The organism is Paenibacillus sp. B2(2019), assembly GCF_008370385.1.
GTDB lineage: Bacteria > Bacillota > Bacilli > Paenibacillales > Paenibacillaceae > Paenibacillus_AQ.
On record NZ_VTZR01000013.1, the window covers coordinates 260318 to 280599 of the forward strand.

Annotated in this window: 15 protein-coding genes; 5 read left to right on the forward strand and 10 right to left on the reverse strand. The window is 44.5% G+C overall.

Features of this window, described 5'->3' with window-relative positions; all coding sequences use genetic code 11:
- Positions 1-192 precede the first annotated feature (192 nt).
- The gene (locus PAENI_RS11940) at positions 193-1887 is read left to right on the forward strand and encodes a methyl-accepting chemotaxis protein (protein ID WP_149645382.1); all 1695 of its coding nucleotides are present in this window, start codon (positions 193-195) and stop codon (positions 1885-1887) included.
- A 95-nt stretch (positions 1888-1982) separates the two neighbouring features.
- On the opposite strand, the gene PAENI_RS11945 is transcribed toward PAENI_RS11940, so the two are convergent.
- The 4 genes from PAENI_RS11945 to PAENI_RS11960 form a co-directional block, all read right to left on the reverse strand.
- Positions 1983-3998 carry a bifunctional diguanylate cyclase/phosphodiesterase gene (locus PAENI_RS11945; protein WP_149645383.1) on the reverse strand — a complete coding sequence of 672 codons (2016 nt, stop codon included), beginning with the start codon at positions 3996-3998 and terminating at the stop codon, positions 1983-1985.
- A gap of 228 nt (positions 3999-4226) precedes the next feature.
- The gene (locus tag PAENI_RS11950) at positions 4227-5885 is read right to left on the reverse strand and encodes a hypothetical protein (RefSeq protein ID WP_149645384.1); all 1659 of its coding nucleotides are present in this window, start codon (positions 5883-5885) and stop codon (positions 4227-4229) included.
- A complete protein-coding gene (locus tag PAENI_RS11955) occupies positions 5878-6678 on the reverse strand; it encodes an ABC transporter ATP-binding protein (RefSeq protein ID WP_149645385.1) in 801 nt (266 codons plus the stop codon). The genes PAENI_RS11950 and PAENI_RS11955 overlap by 8 nt, the downstream gene beginning before the upstream one ends.
- 201 nt (positions 6679-6879) lie before the next feature.
- Complete coding sequence (locus tag PAENI_RS11960; protein ID WP_076297946.1) at positions 6880-7272, reverse strand: winged helix-turn-helix transcriptional regulator; 393 nt, start codon at positions 7270-7272, stop codon at positions 6880-6882.
- Between the two features lie 114 nt (positions 7273-7386).
- On the opposite strand from PAENI_RS11960, the gene PAENI_RS11965 reads away from it, so the two are divergent.
- A complete protein-coding gene (locus tag PAENI_RS11965; protein WP_149645386.1) occupies positions 7387-8400 on the forward strand; it encodes a zinc-dependent alcohol dehydrogenase family protein in 1014 nt (337 codons plus the stop codon).
- A gap of 60 nt (positions 8401-8460) precedes the next feature.
- On the opposite strand, the gene PAENI_RS11970 is transcribed toward PAENI_RS11965, so the two are convergent.
- On the reverse strand, positions 8461-12189 hold the full coding sequence (locus tag PAENI_RS11970; protein WP_149645387.1) for an S-layer homology domain-containing protein: 3729 nt from the start codon (positions 12187-12189) through the stop codon (positions 8461-8463).
- A gap of 73 nt (positions 12190-12262) precedes the next feature.
- The gene (locus tag PAENI_RS11975) at positions 12263-13042 is read right to left on the reverse strand and encodes a hypothetical protein (RefSeq protein ID WP_149645388.1); all 780 of its coding nucleotides are present in this window, start codon (positions 13040-13042) and stop codon (positions 12263-12265) included.
- Between the two features lie 411 nt (positions 13043-13453).
- Between PAENI_RS11975 and PAENI_RS11980 the strand changes: the two genes are divergently transcribed.
- Positions 13454-14812 carry a dicarboxylate/amino acid:cation symporter gene (locus PAENI_RS11980; RefSeq protein ID WP_042194660.1) on the forward strand — a complete coding sequence of 453 codons (1359 nt, stop codon included), beginning with the start codon at positions 13454-13456 and terminating at the stop codon, positions 14810-14812.
- An 88-nt stretch (positions 14813-14900) separates the two neighbouring features.
- Here PAENI_RS11980 and PAENI_RS11985 read toward each other — a convergent pair whose 3' ends face one another.
- From PAENI_RS11985 to PAENI_RS12000, 4 genes are all read right to left on the reverse strand, one after another.
- The gene (locus PAENI_RS11985; RefSeq protein ID WP_188114539.1) at positions 14901-15896 is read right to left on the reverse strand and encodes a Gfo/Idh/MocA family protein; all 996 of its coding nucleotides are present in this window, start codon (positions 15894-15896) and stop codon (positions 14901-14903) included.
- A gap of 160 nt (positions 15897-16056) precedes the next feature.
- A complete protein-coding gene (gene menA, locus PAENI_RS11990; protein ID WP_149645390.1) occupies positions 16057-17010 on the reverse strand; it encodes a 1,4-dihydroxy-2-naphthoate polyprenyltransferase in 954 nt (317 codons plus the stop codon).
- Between the two features lie 38 nt (positions 17011-17048).
- Entirely contained in the window at positions 17049-17825 is a 777-nt protein-coding gene (locus PAENI_RS11995) for a DUF6081 family protein (RefSeq protein WP_149645391.1), read from the reverse strand.
- A gap of 133 nt (positions 17826-17958) precedes the next feature.
- Positions 17959-18876 carry a prenyltransferase gene (locus PAENI_RS12000; RefSeq protein WP_262495584.1) on the reverse strand — a complete coding sequence of 306 codons (918 nt, stop codon included), beginning with the start codon at positions 18874-18876 and terminating at the stop codon, positions 17959-17961.
- A gap of 335 nt (positions 18877-19211) precedes the next feature.
- On the opposite strand from PAENI_RS12000, the gene PAENI_RS12005 reads away from it, so the two are divergent.
- Both PAENI_RS12005 and PAENI_RS12010 read left to right on the forward strand, forming a co-directional pair.
- Entirely contained in the window at positions 19212-19835 is a 624-nt protein-coding gene (locus tag PAENI_RS12005; protein ID WP_042192624.1) for an acetate uptake transporter, read from the forward strand.
- 54 nt (positions 19836-19889) lie between these two features.
- Complete coding sequence (locus PAENI_RS12010; RefSeq protein WP_042192626.1) at positions 19890-20207, forward strand: hypothetical protein; 318 nt, start codon at positions 19890-19892, stop codon at positions 20205-20207.
- Positions 20208-20282 lie beyond the last annotated feature (75 nt).

Consider the following 20282-nt stretch of genomic DNA (forward strand, 5'->3'; position numbering starts at 1 on the left):
TTAGGATTCAATGCTTTTGTCTACTAAACATTTCATAATCACGTTTATTTCCATATTTTTTCCACCATTTTACAATATCCGACACAAAAATACTATATTCTATGTAAGGTTCTAAGCTTAACGATACGCTATAATCGTAGCAGTGAGAGCGATTGTCACCGAAAACATAATTTGTCAAGGTTGGTGCAAAAAATGAAATTGGCAACTAAATTAACTTGGATGATGTTCATCGTGTTACTTCTTGTTGGATCATCCATCGGGTTCTTCGGATATCGTACTGCTTACAAGCAAGTAGACGAAGCAGCAGGTATCGAATTGGTAGGATGCGCCAATATTACAACCGGGCTGATTGACCCATCAGACATTACCGCATTAATTGCAGGAGATCAAAGCAAACTGGAGGCTGTCGAGGACCGGATCGGTTGGATTGTGGCACATAAGGCTATTTTTAAAGAGGCGTTCATTTTATCGCTAGACGGAAAGATCCTCGCCGCAGATTCAAGCTTCAAAGCAAGAGGTTATAAAGCAGGCGACACTTTTTATTTCTCAGATGAAGAGAAGGAATTGATCACTACATCTAAGCATTCCGCCTACTCCAAGGTTTATACATACGAAGGTACCTCACTTAAGACGGGTTACGGCCCCATCTATCAGGATCATGATCCGTCCAAGCCTATAGTCGCTCTAATGGCTATTAACTTCGATGGCCCATTAATTCAAGAACGGACCCGAGACATCATTGTTCAGCCTTTTATTATCGGGACTTCCATTCTAGTTATTGCTATTGTGGTAGCATATCTCTTAATCCGCCGAATGGTAAGTCCACTAACGAAGCTATCCAGAGGCGTAAATCTTGTTGCACAGGGTGATCTTACTCATGATCCTATTTCATTCAACAGCAAGGATGAGATTGGTACACTAGCTCGAAATTTCAACGGCATGACGCAGAGCTTGCGCATGCTCATTACCGAAGTTAATGAAACCTCCATGCAGGTGGCGTCTTCATCCGAAGAGCTCTCTGCCAGTGCACAGGAAACTAACCGTGCTGGTGAGTACAGTGTCAACGTTTCGATTGAACTTGCCGATGGAGCTAATACACAATTGCAAAATTTGGAGGGTGGATATAAGTCTGTACAAAACTTGTCACACTTCATTACAGAGATTGCAGGAAATGCTGATAATGCAATGAATAATGCTACCAGTAACGCCGAAAAGGCTCGTACAGGTCGAGAAGCAATGGATTCTACTACACAACAGATGAGCATCGTCAGTGACAGCATCACTGATTTAGCTGTCATTATTGAGACCTTGGGCGGCTACTCCAAGGAAATTGAGAATATTGTGGGCACGATTGCGAGCATCGCAGAAGAAACCAATCTGCTGTCGCTGAATGCAGCCATTGAAGCTGCAAGAGCCGGAGAAGAGGGAAGAGGCTTTGCGGTAGTTGCACAATCCGTACGCAAGCTTGCCGAGCGATCCGCCCAATCTGCTGCTCAAATCGGACAACTCGTAAGCATCATCGTAAATCAGATGGACCAAGCAGGAGAAACCATGAAGCGCTCTACAGAAGAGATGGATCAAGGCCGGGAATTAATCGTTACGGCAGGTAAATCCTTCTCCCAGATTGAGATGTCCGTCTCTGGGATGGCTTCACAAAGTCAGCAGATTTCCGGAACAGTCCGCGAGCTAGCCTCCATCTCCGATGGTCTCGTTACTACTCTACAGAATATTGTAGACGTCGCTAATCAGACAGCAAGCGGTGCGGAAACATTATCCGCCTCCTCACAAGAGCAGCTGGCAGCCATGGAAGAAGTGGAGTCAGCTGCAGGTTTCCTGTCCTCGCTAGCTGAGAAGCTACAGATTCTAATTGAACGTTTCAAAGTATAATTCTTCTTATTCATGGTAGTTCTTAAACTTAAAGGGGCTAGCGACCAAGCAGAGAAATTCTGCTTGGTCGCTAGCCCCTCTTCTATGTATTGAGATCACGACGCTGCCGTATTCGCTATAAACCACTCACCCAGCTCATGTACAGGCATAGGCCGACCGTAATAATAACCCTGCATGACTCTACAACCCAGTGATTTCAGCAATTCAATCTGCTCTGGTGTCTCCACACCTTCTGCCACGACTTCCATATTAAGATGAGTCGCAATCGCAATAATATTACTGATAATAGCTTTCTTGGAGTGCATCTTGCTGTTACGAATAAATACTTGGTCAATCTTGAGTGTGTTCACTGGGATTTCATCCAAATTACCAAGGGAGGAGAAGCCTGTCCCAAAGTCATCCAGCGATACTCTTACCCCAAGCATTCGAAGTCTAGACAGCTGTGCAACCGTCTCTTTCATGTTATGCATCGCAATGGACTCTGTAATCTCCAGTTCGAGAAAGTGTGGCTCTAATTCTGCACATGTGAGTGCTTCCGCTACAACATCGTATAGACTCCCATCCTCAAACATCCGTGCGGACATATTAATAGAGACCGGTACGTTAGCTATCTCTTCCTTATGCCAGAACCTGTTCTGGCTACACACATCATGTAGCATCCAATAGGTAATCGGAACGATCAGTCCGGTCTCCTCTGCAATAGGAATGAATTCCGCTGGTGAAATGATCCCATGCTCTGGGTGTCTCCAGCGCAGCAGCGCTTCAAGACCCACCGTAACATTCATATAAGAATCCCATTTCGGCTGATACACAACCATAAACTCAGAACGAGCCAAAGCTTTTCGAAGATCCTTCTCTAGAGACATCCGCCGTAACTGATGGCGATTTACTTCCTGGTCGAACACACTGCATTTATTCTTACCTGAATCTTTAGAGGTATAAAGAGCCGTATCCGCAGCCTTCATTAGCGCTGAGCGATCAGTCCCATGCATAGGAGTCATACTGATTCCAACACTTGCAGTAACATATAGCTCATTGCCCTGAATACGATAGAATTCCTTAAGTTCATGCATAATACTCCCTGCTTCTTCCTGCGCACCCTCCAGCGTGCAATCTGGAAGAGCAATCAGGAATTCGTCACCGCCTAAACGGAAGATCTTTCCTTTATCCCCTACAGAACGAATTAATCTAACAGCGACCTCCTGTAGTAACATATCACCTATATCATGTCCCAGCGTATCATTAATCGACTTAAAGCGATCTAGATCTACAATAAAAACAGCACCAGATCTACTTTCAAAAAATTCATCTTTAAAATAGCGTTCTAGTCCATGTCGATTCGGCAGCTCTGTTAGTGGATCTTGATAAGCCATTCGTTCAAGCACATGGCGATCCAGAAATACGGCGCCAGCAGAAACTGCGAGCATAAGTAGCGCTGCCAGCGAAAATGCCATTAACAGTATAACATCAGTCTCTACAAAAAAAGGTTTGCTTCCAGGTAAGTTGCTATATTCAAAATGACAAGCCTTTACACTTGTGTAATGCAATCCGGTAACTGAAAATCCGATAAACAACGCCGAGTATAGCTTCCATCGCTGAAACCCTGCGCATTCTTTAAACTTTTGAAACATCAATAATCCGATATAAGACGAAACCAAAACCAGAATTACAGCAACGGCTTGAATCCATATATCATAATGAATCCTCGTCGCAATCTTCATAGAAGACATTCCGATATAATGCATAGCCGAAAAGCCGCTTCCCAAGAGAATACCACCTACTACTAAATTCCATATCTTTAACTGAGGAACAGATGTGATCCGGAATGCCAAATAGCAGAATAACACACCAACTAATAGTGATATTATAGATCTGCCTGGATAATAATTGACCTCCGCCGGAAAGCGATTCGCCATTATCCCAACATAATGTATTGCCCATATACCGCAGCCTAACACACAAGCTCCCGAGATCAACCACAGACGTCGGATTTTGCCAGTAGAACGCGAAACTTGCGAAATCAGATTTAGTGCAGAATAAGTAACTGTCGCCGCTAGCACAAATGATAGTAAAACAATCCAAACATTAAAGTGGATTCCCATTTTATCCATTAGTTAACCTCTTCACCGGTTTTGAATCCCGTAATCGCTCAGCGTATTTCTCAAGTAAAAAATCAGTACACGAATATCAGATATGGAAGAGTGCGTAAAGATTATAGGTTATCCATAAAAAGAAACTTTAGATGTATTCTACTCTGTATTCAGAAGATTGTCTAAGTAAATACTGGAATTTATACCCTTTTTTATTACGCGAAAAATGTCCATATTTGACACAATCACTCAACCCGGAAAACTTGAACCATGACCTGTTGATGATACATTTTTTGGAAAGGTAATTCGCCATATCCATAGATTAAAAACTACCAGAACCAACAGGTAGATATAAACTCCACCCATAAACAAAGTGAAGACATAATGAATACCTGCCATCCCCATCAGCAAAAATAGCAACCCAAAGGAGTTTGCGGTGTAATCCTTCTGTTTAGCTGCCTCATAACGTTCTGAGAAAGGTAGTACCGGAGGATAAGAACGGAAACAAATGACCGCATAGATCAGCATTGCAAACAGCACGACTACCAAGTCAGGCACAATCCGCAGCCCAAACAACCAAAGATACACTATCGCTTCTATAGCGAATAAAGGTAATAGCAGGCGAACTATCGCTGCCTTAAGCATTCCACGATAGATGGGTGCGGTGTTTGGCAGAGGAATCAGCTTATAAATCCAAGAGCCTTTATAACCCGCAGAGTACCTTAGCATTAGAACAACCGTCTGAAGTAACGTCGCACCGAAATAAATCATCAGGTATGTGTTCGAATCCTTGATTGACGATGCATTTCCATCCCAAAAGATCCCAAATATAAAAATGAACGGGAAGACAATGGAATAACCGATTGCCGGATATACCTTTAACTTGAAGTCACGCTCATTCTTCATCATTGACCAGCTAAAACGAAAGAACATGCCCTCTACCGGGTTCTTACAAGTTACTTTCGACAACCAGTCCACCATTCGGGCGTTACTTTTGCCAACGTTCCCTTGCTCTGAAAGCTTCTGTAAGCTCTTTTCGAATAAAGGCATCAGCTTAATATAAGCCACAATCAGCAGAACCGGAATTACTAAAGCTAGCACTGAAAGCACCACGAAGTGTGTATCTCTCGCCCCGCCAATCAACATCTCAAATGGAGCCGCAAACCAAATCGGAGAAATCAAATACTGCCACCATGCCGGCTTAAAAGAGAGGCTCAATTCAGCAATATCGAACAGTCTAACAACGAGCTGATACCCTACTGTAATCCCTATAGTCAAAATGATCTGTACATAATTAATAATATCCTTGAGCTTCTCCCCGTCGAAAAACTTCATGATCAGTAAATAAAGCAGCGCCGTAATGACGAGAATAAAGCAGTCCATCAGAATGATCTCAACAGCATATATTAGAAAAAATAGTACTCCCTGTTTGAACAGGCACAAAATCAGCGAAGGTCCGGTCAAGGTCAGCGTCACTGAAAATAAATAAATGAGAATGTGGATGCTCTTCGCCATGTTCAAGGTACGGCGGTTCACTGGCTTTGAAGCCAGTATGTTTTTGTCCCGAAGATCAAGCATCACGGAAGAGAAATCAGAGATCAGTGTGGTCGTAATCATAAACATCACTACACCAAACACTAGACTCATCTGCAGCATATAGTTCCCCGTTAACATCATAAGAGGAATTAACATGACGCCAAAAAGTAAATAAATCCATTGCACCCGCACCGGCGAGCCCTCTTTCTTCTCCTCCTTCTTCTGCATTCCAGCGAGCACTGTTGGTGTTCTTCTTCCGTCCATCGTCAGTTTGACCTGCAGAATACTCCGCATCACATCATAATCAACTCCGATTCGGCTAAACCCACCTCGCAGCTTATCCAGAAGCTTCAGTACATAGAAATCAGTCATGAGAATATCCCTCTTGCATGACCGCAACAAATTCCCCAGCAATATCACGGTATTTATCAAATCCAGTTAGTTGATTAAAAATATCCTCAAGCGACCCTTCGCGGCCTTTCTCTCTTAGCTCAGCAAAGCTCCCATCCGCCACGATATCTCCACCATCGATCAAAACAATCCGGCTACTGATCTTCTCAACTACATCCATGATGTGTGAAGAATAGAAAATGGTCTTGCCCTGTGCCGCCAAAGATGCAAAAATCTCCTTTACCACCATTACGCTATTGGCATCCAGACCGCTCAACGGTTCATCTAGGAACAGAATATCGGGATCATGAAGCATGCTGGAGATCAGCAGTACCTTTTGTTTCATCCCTTTGGAGAAGGTTGCGATCCGCGAATCATAAGCTTTCTCAAGACCTAGCAAGGCCATTAATTTTCCAGCCTTGTAATCTACATCACTACGTTTCATGCCATACAACTCACCTACAAAAGTTAGATACTCCCTAGCGGTGAGGCTATCATATAATTCGGCTACCTCCGGCACATAACCTATTCTTTTTTTGTAAGAAACATCTCCATCCGCAATATCCCTACCGAAAATCTCTACTTTGCCGTTATAGCCTTCTACCAGACCGAGCATAATCTTAACAGTTGTACTCTTTCCTGCCCCGTTAGGGCCGATATAGCCAATAATTTGTCCGCTGTATACCTTAAGGTCAATGCCCTTTAGCACCATTCGGTCCGTGTAGTTCATCCATAAACCAGAAATCGCAATGACTGGATCATCAGCAAGGCCCATATCCTAATCCCCTCTCTAGCGACTAATTGACGATGTTAAAAATTACTATTTCATAAAATTACAATAATTGTATCATTCAACTGAATCCCACTCCATAATTTAACTCACTAATCTTATATCTATGAATGCTAATGCCCTGTTCAGCACAAAAGGGAGAACCATTGGTTCCCCCTTAGAGTGTAGAGATCTATCCCACACAAATTATTCTGTTTGATCCACTTGATCATATGAAGCTCTGGCCTTTTCAACCCATACATAATTTTGACTCGTCCACCGATTTAACGCTCTCATAGGCTCAAGTAAAGATACCCCTAGGGGTGTTAGAGAATACTCTACGATGGGTGGAACGGAAGGTGTAATCTCACGCTTTACCAACCCATCTCGTTCCAGTTGCCGCAAAGTTTGAGTTAGCATTTTTTTAGAGATGCCTTCGATACGTCTTCTGATATCACTGTAACGAATGATTCCATCTTCCATGGCATAGATGACCAAAGCTGTCCATTTATTGGAGATAATGTCAAGGACCTTACTGTACCCACAAATCGATAGCGAGATATCAGGCTCTACGGTATTCGTCGAAAATGGATTGTTCATATAAAGTCCTCCCGTGCACTTTTTGGTTCCCTGGACACTATAAAGTGCCTCCTTACTTAAGTGTAATTTATGGATTATTGTATGTCTATGCACTTCAAGAAGGAGAGATTGCACATGAAAGTATACGAAATTCAAAGTGAATTTGGGCTCGATCAACTGAAGGTAGCCGAACGTCCAATTCCTAACCCTCGTTCTGGTGAAGTTCGTATAAAAATGCGGGCAGTTTCCCTTAACGCTAGAGATTTAGGTGTCATTGATGGTTTTTATAACCCAATTTTGAACTCTCCTTTAATTCCGGTATCGGACGGTGTTGGTGAAGTTGTCGCTTTAGGTGAGCATACGTCCAGATTCAAGATTGGTGACCGGGTAAGCGGTATTTTTACTCAAAGCTGGATTTCGGGAGAACCTACACAAGAAAATTGGGTGAGCTCACTTGGAAGTCCGCTTGATGGGTTGCTTGCAGAATATGTTGTGCTTCCCGAGGAGGGATTGGTTCGTGTTCCAGATCTATTAACTGATGAAGAAGCGGCAACACTTCCTTGTGCTGGTGTTACAGCTTGGCATGCTATTGTTGAAGAAGGAAAGGTGAAGGCTGGAGAGACTGTAGTGATACAAGGAACGGGTGGAGTTTCACTATTCGCGCTTCAATTTGCCAAGCTTCACGGTGCACAGGTGATCATCACATCAAGCAGCGATGAGAAGCTTAAGCGTGCAAAGGGATTGGGAGCGGATTTCGGTATCAATTATTTAAAGACCCCTGAATGGGAGAAGGCTGTTCTTGAGCTGACAGGGGGACGCGGGGCAGACCATATTGTTGATCTCGGTGGATCATCCACATTAAATAAGTCAATCGGGGCGCTGCGGGTGGGTGGAAGGATCAGCCTGGTAGGCGGTCTGTCGGGCTTCCAAGTCGAGGGCTTTGAAATCATCCCTGCAATTCTGAGAAAAGCACGCCTTCAAGCCATCAATGTCGGAAGCCGTGACATGTTTGAGACGATGAACCGTGCGGTCGAACAAAATGGACTTCGCCCTATCATTGACGCTGTATTTCCATTTGAACAATCTGTTGAAGCATTGCAATACTTGGCTAAGGGTACACACTTCGGAAAAATCTGCATTAAGTTTTAACAGTAGAACCCCCCTGTAAAAAAGCAGGGGGGTTCTACTGTTATATTCAGCTACCGCCAATCATTTCGATAATAAATTATAAATGACCTGTGCCGCTTGCGCTCTTGTAGTAACTTCTTTAGGACTCAGCTTGCTATTCGCTCCGGTCACTATACCTCTTTCCACCAGCGCCTGAAGGGCTTCCTGTGCATAGCCAGCAATCTCCCCTGCATCACCAAAATCAGAAAGAGCTACAGCCTTCTTCTCGGATGGCAGTTCACCTAGCGCTACAAGTGAGCGATACAGGAGTGTAAATAGCTCCTGTCTAGTGATCTGAACCTCTGGCTGGAATTGATTATCTCCCGAACCTGTGGCTACCCCAAGGCGCTTAGCAGTCGCGAGATAATTCGTGTAATACGTATTGCCCGCATCCGCAAAATTATCAGTTGCGGTAGCGTCGGGTGTGATGCCATAAGCATTCAAGAGCAAGACTATGAATTGCCCTCTAGTTATTGCAGCATTCGGACTGTAATGCTCTGCGTCCGTGCCGGATGTGATACTGCGTGCCGCAAGATAACCTACTGCACTGCTATACCACGAAGTCTCTGAAACATCCGCAAAGCTCACCTTGTTATATCCAATAATATATTGGGAGAAATGTGTGGTAACAAAATCTACGGTTCCCTTGGCAGCGTTATAATTCCCGCGTACATTCTCCAAGCTTCCGTTGGTATTGATATGGTATACGATGACCGCATCTTTCTGTTCTCCTGCTTGCAGTGTATACGGCACACTGATATGGATAATGCCCCCACCAAAGGTGGAAATGGTACTCTGACCTGCTTTTACCGACAAATCATAAACCGGTCTGTCCCCGAGAACGGCCTTACCTTCTGCCGTTAACGAAACCTTAGCAATGGTTATGACAATATCTCCTGCATCCGAGGCTGCGCTGATACTTGCCAAAGATTTGGCATCAAGCGTAATCGTACCTACATTCTCATAATGAATGGTAATCTCGGCCTTTGTACCAGAGACCAACTCGTTAATTATGCTCCTCGGTAGCGTAAGCTCGGCTGTTTGGGTTTCAGAAGTAGCTGCTACTTTAATTTCAAGTACGGCTTTCTTCCCATCCGCTTCTGCCTTTTTAGCAAGATTCACAAGCTCGGTAGCCGCTTCCTTCGTGATTGTTGCTGTGGTTACTCCTGTCGTTTTATCCGTTTTGGTTGCTGCTGTTGATGATAAATTCACAGTGTTACCGGTTGTTGTTGTATCAACCAGTTGAGGGCTTGCTGTTGGCGTTGGTGTGGTCGTGCTCGGCGCAGGATTGCTGCCGCCAGGCCCGCTTGTTCCTGGGTCTGAAATAGATACATAAGCAGGGACAATAATATTAGTTACTGGACTCGCCTTATAACCTTCTTTCGCTGCATATCGAACTTGATACGTACCTGGTATTAGACCTGTAATCTCTTTATCTGGTGCATACACATAATTAGTCACACTGGACAGCTTATATTCTAAGGCTGTTGTGGTTCCTGTAATTTTCCCATCATTGTTCGCTGTAGAGGTAGGTGCTACCCCCTGTAAACCAGATGGCGCTGCTTGCTCTGCAGTGAATACTGGAACAATCACTTCTGCTGCTCTGCCTGCATTAAACCCTTCTTTGGCTGCGTATCTTACCTGATACGTTCCCGGTACCAGTCCAACGATCTCTACATCTGTTGCATAGACATAATCGGTAACTGTTGATAGCTTATACTCCAACGCTTTCGTAGTCCCTGTGATTTTGCCATCATTATTGGCTGCAGTAGTCGGTGCCACCCCCACTAGCCCTACAGGAGCTGCTTGCTCGCCATAGGCCGGAACTTCAACAGTAGCATCTTTACCTAAGCTGTATCCTTCTTTTGCCGCAAATCTTACATTATAAAAGCCCGGAGTAAGACCTGTGATGGCTACGCCTGTTACAGGCTTATAATCAGCTTCTCCAACACCCTTATACTCCTGCCCTTCAGCTGAGCCCGTAATTTGCCCATCATCGTTAGCTTCAGAAGTAGGAGCTACGCCTAATAGACCTGTTGGAGCTGCTTGTTGATGGATATAAGCAGGCACCTCCACACTTACGTCTTCTCCAGCATTATAAGGAATGATCGTTGGTCCCGCTGCGTTCGTTGGACCTTGATATCCTGATGTAGCCGCATATCTTACTTTATAAACACCAGGCGCAAGCCCTGTAATCGCTGATCCTGATACTGGCGTATATGCCGTATCTCCAGCCAGCTTATATTCCAAGGCCGAACTTGTGCCCAAGATTTGCCCATCCTTACTGTCTGCTGCGGTTGGTGCTACACCTGTAAGTCCAGCGGGCACAGCTTCCAGTTTAGAGAATAGCTTATCCAGAGCTGTTGTAGTGTTAGTGTATCTGGCTCCGACTGGGTAATTCGCCTGCACGTAATCCGGTTGGATGTTCGTCCAGCTGTACATAAGCTCAATATGCCCTAGAATAGGTGTATTAGTGCCGTCTGTATCTTTGTTATCCTTGTTGTACGTGAACAGATATGGAACCTGAAGTCTATCTCCAATCACGGTGTCTCCAAGCTCATTCACATAACTAATCACAGATGGTTTGGCTGCTGTATTGTTCTCGGTCTGGATATTAGTCAGATAAGTACGGACCAGATCAACATACAACTTCGCATATGGGTGATTGGTTGTTCTAATCTGAAGCTCATTATTATTGTGCGGATTGGCATTGCCCTTGGTGCCGCTGTTGTTGCTTGGTTCAGCAACCGTCACCCCAGAGTCGAGCTTCGTATCGAAGAAGTAGACCTTATCGATATTATGCTTTTTGGCATACTCATTAATATATTTGATAACCGCTTGCGTGTTGGGGCACCATGATCCACCTAACAAAATCGCATAGTTGCCATCACTCGCCAAAATTTGCTTCAGCTGATGGTAGGTCACATGTTCATACACGAGCGTACCGTCCGATTCGTTGAAGATCGTAGGTTTGCCCTCATTTTCGCCCTCGTAGTTCTTGTTAAATGCCGCCTTGATATAGGCAGATTCATCGATCGTGTTATACCCAGAAGCGGCACTAAGCACCTCTCTTACTGATGCTTTATACGCATTAACCTTCTCAGCATCAAGGGTTCCGTTCGTCAGGAACTCATTCCACGAGTAGCTTTTATCCAGATAGGATACAACAGGAGCGATATTTCCTTGTGCATCCTTGTGATCCTTGTTGTATACCAAGAGAAATGGAGATTCGATCTTATTAGCAGTTACGACATCCCCGTTTTTATTGGTATAGCTAACATTGCGTTCTGGAATATCCTTCGAGGACAGATTCAAATTCTTTAAATATTTGTTTACCAGGTCAACGTATTTGTAAGCAAATTTATTATTGCTGTCTGCAATCTGGAGCGTGTCACCGTCCAGCTTAGTATCAAAGTTATAAATCGTAGAAATACCATATTCTTTAGCTACTTCATTGATAAAGCCGATATCGGCCTGTGTATTCTCGCTCCAAGCGCCGCCAACCAGAACAGCGTAAGTGCCTTCACTCTCAAAAAGATGAACGATATCCTCATAGGTTGCCGTTTTAAATACATGGTTAGGATCATTCAGACGGTCATAGACATGACTGAAATAATCAAAGTGGCTTACACCACTACTTGAGCCAAAAGAAGTTAGCGCCTCTGCGTTATCCGGATTAGAATAAGCTCTTCCTGCCTGAGTAGGCAAAATTAGCAGGGAGGCTGCCAGCAGCAGCGTTAGAATTTTTTTAAAGGTTAATGGTCGTATCATTATGTGCACCTCGCCTTAAATAGGTTTATGTGATGTATGGGCTGAAAGGAATCCTGAATGAGCCTGCCGCTCATCAAGGACAAACCTCTTCCTCAGCGGCTGGTGCCGGTGCCTGAACCGTTTCCGCTGGAGCAGATGCTGGTGCGCTGACCGTGGATGATGCAGGTGCAGAAGACGATGTCTTCGGTTGGGCAGACTCAACTACCGGAGCGGCTGTCGCTTTAACCACCTCAGTTGTGGAGAAAGTAATGGATTTCGATTTCGAAGGTGCTTCCGTTGCCGTTACTACAGGAGCCGCAGTGGCCTTAGGCTGAGCAGATACGACAGGAGCAGATGTCGGTTGAGCTGCTTTGGCAGTTACGATTGCTTTGGGAGCTGTCGTAGGCGCAGCCGTTGGAACCGGTGTAGCTGTTTGAGTTTGAGTTTGCGTTTTGACAGTCGCAGCTACCGTGGTTGTAGTTATAGCTACCTTAGCGGTCTCCGCGGCTGGAGCTGCGGTCGCCTTAGGCTGAGTTTCACCCACCGCTGGAACTGCTGAGGCAACAGTCTTCTCCGCAGAATCAACGGTTGCGTCTGGGACAGCAGTCGCTTTTGCGGAGACAGTCTCCACTGCTGGAGCTGAAGATTCCGGCTGAACCGTTTCAGTAACAGGAGCCGAAGTGGCTTCTGCCTGAACAACGACTACGGCTGCAGAAGTAGCTACAGGTGCCGCTGCTGAAACCGATACTGCTGTATTACTGCTTGCTTCAATGGATGCTGCCTCTGCTGTCTTTTTATTAGCGGATACTGCGGCATACGTCAGTGCGGAAAAGACGACAGTTGCAGCAACCAAAGATATCGTAAGTTTTTTCATAATGTGTACCATCCTTTTCAAATAAAATAAGACTCAACACGGCACGTATTACGTACCTGTTGAATCTCTGGCTGTCCAGTAGATCCATGCCACTTCACTACATTTTTGCACTTTACCTCCATTACCTCTCCCTTCTCTAAAATAAAAAAAGAGACTCAACGAGACGCAAAACACGCGTCTTTCGTTGAATCTCCGGCTGTCCAGTCGATTCCAATTGGCTTGTGATTAAGTTCCATATTATTCATGACGATGCGCCTTGTCAATCAATTTTTATTTTTCACATGGTTTTTATCGGGATTAATTATTTTTAACATATTATTACATTGACTTTACTATAAATTGTATATAGATTGATCTCAATAGGATTAATCACATTAAAAAACTAGGTTTAAGGGGGTATTGGTAGTGAACATAGATAACAACTTGTTATCCGCCATCGAAACGAACTGGTATGGATTTGTAGCTTCCATATTTGTTTTTGCAATTTTGTTTCTACTGGCACGTAAACGCATTGGATTTGGTACTCGGGTACTCATCGGACTTGGCATCGGACTTATTGCCGGAATATTCTTTCAATACTTCGATTTAGAGACCAAAGCTATCAGTACATTCGGCAGCATTTATGTCAGCTTGATTCGCATGCTCGTCATCCCTTTAGTATTCATACTCGTATTAAACAGTATTTCTTCCTTAACTAATCTGGAGTATCTGCGCAAAATAGGGATCAAAACCTTCGCCTGGTTCCTCGGAACGACGGGTATCGCTTCTATTATCGGCCTATCGGTTGCGCTGCTGTTCAATCCTGGTCAAGGGATACAACAGGATGTACCAGCAGATTTCGCCGCCCGGGAAATTCCGACCTTCTCACAGGTTATTCTGGATCTTGTGCCATCTAACCCTGTGAATGAAGCAGCTACGGGTAAGGTTGTGCCTCTGCTCATTTTTGCTATCTTCCTAGCAGTAGCTATAATCAAAATTGGCTCCAAGAAACCGGAAGCCGTGAAACCTGTACGTGATCTTATTGAATCCCTGACACTGATACTGCATCAGGTCGTGAAATTCATTATTCGCTTGACGCCTTACGGTGTCTTCGCACTGATTGCAGGAATTACCGCACGTTATGGCTGGGAAACGTTGCAGGAACTGGGCAGCGTAATCATTACCTCATATGTCGCAATGATTATTCATTTTGTTCTTATCTTTGGCGGGTTGGTTCTATTAGTAGCGAAGGTGAATCCAATCCGTTTCTTCCGCAAAATCTATCCAACCATTACCGTTGCCTTCACGACTAGAAGCAGCTACGCAACACTTCCTGTCAATCTTGAAGTGATTACAAAGCGCCTTCATGTCTCCCCGCGGATCGCGAGCTTTATTGCGCCGTTAGGAGCATCGGTCAACTTTAATGCGTGCGGTGGCATTTGGCCGGCGATTGTGGCTGTGTTTACCGCCCAAGTATTCGGTATTGATCTGAACTGGACTGACTACATTACGCTGGTCTTAGTAAGTATTATCTCTTCGATTGGTGTAGCTGGCGTACCTGGACCAGCCGTAATCTCCACTACGGTAGTCTTAACCGCTCTTGGCCTGCCGCTTGAAGGAATCGCTATCGTTGCAGGTGTAGAAGCGCTCATCGATATGGGTCGTACCGCTGTAAATGCAACAGGAACAGCTGTAACCGCGTTGTTGGTCGCGAATTCAGAAGGTGAATTTGACCGCGAAGCCTTTAATAGCAATGATGACGAAGATGATATTCTCTTGAGCACAGTTTAAAATCCGAACATGCAAGCAAAAAAACCTCCGGCAGCTGCTTATAGCAGCAAGCCGGAGGTTTTTTTGTGAATTCATATTAGATTCGCTGTTACACCATGCTAATTCTTTGCCGTTGTTTAGCTGAAGCAAGGCAGGTTTCAACCAGCCTCATACTTAGCACCGGATCCTCCGGTGCAATGAGTCTCTTACCTGTGAACACAGCGGCTGCAAAATCATCCACCTGCCGAATGTATGGATTAGCCCCTGTGGCATCGACCCGTCTCACCTCATCACCAGTATACACAAAGAATTCCGCATCCTCGTCTCTAGCGTTGAAAGGCATAGGCACCTCAATTCGTCCCTCGGTCCCAAGAATCTCTAAGAGCTGGCGGTTATATGCCCACATTCCGCAATCAAAGATCAAGCTTAAACCATTTGGAAACTCCACCAGCCCTGAAGCCATCATATCTACATTATCATGCTCAGGGGAGAACATCGCATGCACGTTCACAGCTTCCGGCTCCGTCCCAAACAACAGTCGTGCCGCACTTAAAGGATAACAGCCAACATCATAAAGCGAGCCGCCACCCCAAGCCGATTTAAAACGAATATTTGAAGTGTCTGTAGCATCATTGTAAGTAAATGTACCTCGAATCGAGCGTAATTCTCCGATTTCACCGCTAGCGATAATGTCCTGGAGTTCAGCAATCCGTGGATGATGCCGATACATGTATGCTTCTGCTAAGTGGACGCCTGCATCGTTGCATGCTTTCACCATCTCTGCAGCCTCTGCACTGTTCAGTGCGATCGGTTTCTCACATAACACATGCTTACCTGCTTCTGCCGCACGGATCACCCATTCTCGATGAAGATGATTAGGGAGCGGAACATACACCGCATCGATTTCTTTATCCGCAAGTAACTCTTCATAACTGCCATATGCTTTCTCTATTCCGAACTCTGCGGCTACAGCGTTGCTTTTTTCCAAGCCACGACTCGCTACCGCTGTAATCACTCCCGAATCTGAATTCATGATAGCTGGCATCACTGAGCCAGTCGCAATCTGCGCACAGCCTATGATTCCCCACCGAAGTTTTTGTACCATAATGGCTACACCTCTTCCCTTGGATTAGTTACTATACTTTAAGACACCTTATCATAGAATGAAACTCATCACTAATAGAAAAGTACAGTCAGAGCGCAAAAAGCAGCACCCAAAGGAGATTCGACTCCGATAGATACTGCTTTTTAATCCAGTGGAAAAATTACATTATCATATTTAACAGCACAGCCGCACCAAGTACAGCAATTCGCGCCGCGTTCATCAACACGAAATTTTTGACAGCCAGAATAAAGGTACTCGCCTTCTCCTGCTTCTGTTTGAACAAATCGATATTTCGGTGCAATGGGATCAGTGTAAGTAGAATCGCCAAGACAAGAATAGGGTTAATCCCCAAGATCAGCAGCACTACAAGATCCAGATAAGAGACATAGTATAGATATTTAAACAGCACAAGCGCATTACGTCGGCCAATGTAGACCGGAAGCGTGTACCTGCGGTTCTCCACATCTTCATCAATATCACAAATATTATTAGCGAGCATAATCCCTGCAATCCCCAAAATGGCAGGAACAGAGAACCAGAACAGGTACAGCACTTCCATAATATTGATATTCAAGCTGACCCAACCGTTCTGAAGCAACAGCGATACCACATGCTCGTCCGTATGAATATAGGCAGAAATAAAAATAATGACAAAGCCCATAAACAAACCCGAGAACAGCTCACCTAACGGCATCCTTGAGATCGGAATCGGCCCGAATGAATAAAGGATACCTATTAAGAAAGATAGCCCACCCAGCAAAAAGACCAGCAAACCCGTCTGCGTAACAAGCGCAATCCCGCCCCCTGCAGCCAGAGCCAGCAAAATAACAATCGTCGCCACGACAGTGCTCTCTTTTAGCTTAAAATGCACAATCGCATTATGCGTCTCATAGCCATAGCCGTGAGTTTTGGAAGCTTTTTTGAAATCGTAATAGTTGTTAATCGCCGTCGTTGCCATATCAAAACTAAGCAGGGAAACGAACATCAGACCAAAACGCAACACATAAAAATCCTCAAACCGATACAGGGCATACAGCGTTCCCATCAGAAAGGGGATCATACTGGCTACTTTTGTCGGCAGCTCCACAAATCTTAGAAAGCTTTTAATATTCACACCATACACCCTTATTTATCAATTGAGCCTGCAAGGTATTACTGTTCAGTCGTTGTAATCTTCACTGGGGACCATTCTGCAATAACTGTTTGTCCATGCACAGACACACTGCCTTCAGGACTCAGATCCTTCTCTGTCATAATTCCAAGCGCGACTGTAAAGTTGTTGAATTTGATCGGAATATTTTTCTCACGGCGCACTTCTTTGCCATTCAAATAGAATACAGCCTCATTGTTGCCACGGTGGTACGTTATGCGGTAGGTATTAAATTCACGTGGTTTGAAATCCGTATCTTCTTTAAAGATGCAGAAATATTTCGTTCCTTTGCTCTCTGGTACTTGTACCCCCGGGAACGGCAAAATACCATATACACTAGCATATTTATCATTTCCCGCAAAAAAGTCTAGCGCCGCACCTGTCGTAAAATCAAGCAAGTTCAGCGATACATAACCATCGTACAAATCTCCAGGTGCTGTTCCTTGTGTACGGCTACGAATTTGCAGCTCAAAGCTAATCTCTCCAGCCTCAGGAATTACCACTGGCTCCGCGGAGTAATACATATGCTTAGCATTGTCTAGAATTTGTACTTGATGGTTCTCGCGGGACAATTTCGCACGCACATACAGCGTATCATTACGAACAATAACTACTGCTTCCGGTTCACGATAAGCCCAAAAGGACCCATCAGGCAGTGTAAATCCACCTGTCTTCCAGACCTTTCCTTCTTCTAAAATGGAGTGGAAATCTCCAAGCACCATTTGATTGCCTTTAACATTTTGTTCTTCCTTCAACAGTTCCTTGTCCTTCTTTTCCATGAAAGCTCACTCCTTCTTTATGGTAATTATTAGTACAAGCAAAAACGCCTTCAGAGTCCCTAATGGACGGTAAGCGTTTATGCGAGAAATATAAGGATAATGTATAGCGTGAAACCTATATATTCTTATATCTTCAGAATAATCCTTGAATTAGTAAGGTTGCTGCCATCACTACTCCGCAACGAACGGAGGCTTTTTGTGAAGCACCCATGAGCGGGATATAGGCTAGTGAAGCATTATGCGGCTTCAGTCCACGATAAATACGAATTGGCCAGAAGGCCGTAACCAAAGCCAATAGTGCATAAACTGGAAGTACGCCCATCAGCACACAGATCACCACAGAAGCATAACCGGTGAAGAGAAGCACACGCGAGAAGACAAGTGCCTTCTGTTCACCCCACACTACAACAAGCGTAAGTTTTCCAGCCTGCTCGTCCGCTTTCCAATGTAAGAAATGATGATTAAACAATAGCAATGTAGTCAAGAATCCAACCGGCAATGAAAGGATGACAGGCTTCATGCTAAAATGACCGGTTTGTACGAAAAAGGAACCTAACACAGGCATGATCCCAAAAGCTATAAAGATAGCCATCTCACTGTAACCTTTGCCGCGATAGCCATACCGCAGGGGTGGGGCTACATAGAAATAAGCGATTAAAGCACCTGCAAGTACAAACCAGAGGATATTCCAACCGCTATATATACTTAGGATTCCACCACAGATGAGGGCAATCGCCAACATACTCCAGGTCATCTTTGCATAAAAAGACTCCGAGAGGATTCCACCTGTCAGTAGCCCGGAGTTTGTGCTGATTTCACCAGCGGAATTCTTCGCCTCTGTATCTGTTCCGTTGCGATAATCCCACAGATCATTCACCATATTGGAAAACAGATGCGCTGAAATCGCTCCTATTAAGGTTAGAATAAATAAGACCGGATGGAATGCCCTTTCCCATACATATGCCCCAACTGTACCTAAAACAATCGGGATAAGCATAACTGAAAAACTCCAAAACCGGGTCGCCTTCGTAAATAATGTCCATTTGCTCACTTCAAGCTTACCGCCTTTTCATTATGACTTGATAATAATTATCACTGACTATTATACATCAATTTTCAACAGATTGTGAAGATTATCACTGCATATAATGTCTAATCTTGACATAATACCTCGGTTTGTTTGGCTAAAAGGTTTCTTCGTTGAAGCTAAAAATGTAAATAACCTCTTATTGGACATAAGGCCACCCTTTTACAACAAAAAATGAGCGCTGTTTTATAGGCAAGCACATACCAATATGATATGATAGGCAAGCCTATGAACAGCGCTCCTTGAGTGCTGTTTTTAAGAGCGTAAAACTATATATAATAATGGAGGCTTTTACTGTCATGTCAGCGCAATCCCCTAACACCCAATCTGTCAAAATCGTCACCGCAGACCCTAGCGCCATCGGGCTATTCGGACTGGCTATTGTCACATTGGTTGCTTCTTCACAGAAGCTTGAGTTTACAACAGGACTTAGCTACGTCATTCCTTGGGCTATCTTCCTCGGAGCATTTGCTCAACTATTCGCCGCAATTCAAGATGCTAAGCACAACAACACCTTTGGTATGACCGCCTTTGGCGCCTACGCTTTCTTTTGGTTCGGCATGGCTAGCAGCTGGCTGATCAAGCTCGGCGTATTCGGCCCAACGCTTGCAGAGGCTGTAGATCCTAAGCAGCTCGGATTTGTATTTCTGGGTTACTTGATCTTTACAATCTTTATGACCATTGGCGCGGTTGAGGCTAATAGAGTTTTGCTTATCATTTTTGTATTGATAGATTTCCTTTTTATTGGACTAACCTTCGATTCCTTTGGTATCGCTCCAGAATTCTTCCATAAGCTTGCTGCTTGTGCCGAACTTGGAATTGGTATCGTATCCTTATACGGATGTGGCGCTTCTGTGCTAAACGCTCATTTCGGACGCACTTTCTTACCGATCGGAGCTCCGCTAGGTATTTTCAAGAAATAGTAACTCACCTTTTTTGAATCCTAACTTTTGCAAGCCGAAAGGATGCCTGAGACCATGCATGTCCTATCCTCTTCTGAATTAGCCGTAACCGCTATATTTGCGCTTATTCTCGCAGTTATTGCCTATTGGATCATTCGGAATATCCCAAAGATGTCTGGAGATATTGCGGCTTTTCGCAAAAGAACACTGGTCTGGACCCAGGTTTCGCTTGTACTAACGGTACTTCAGCTGAACTTCAAAGCAGGCGACTGGCGATTTTCTATCGTTCTTGGACTCATCGTATTATTTACCGGAAGCATTTGGCTTTCCGCCCGTTACCATGACATCCGCAGCACCTTAGATCCAGAATCCAAAGATTCTGAAGTACATTAGTAGAAGCTAGGTAACAAAATAAAGGTGATGAAGCTCCCGTAAGGGGGCTTTTTTTGTGAATTCGGAAGGTCCCTT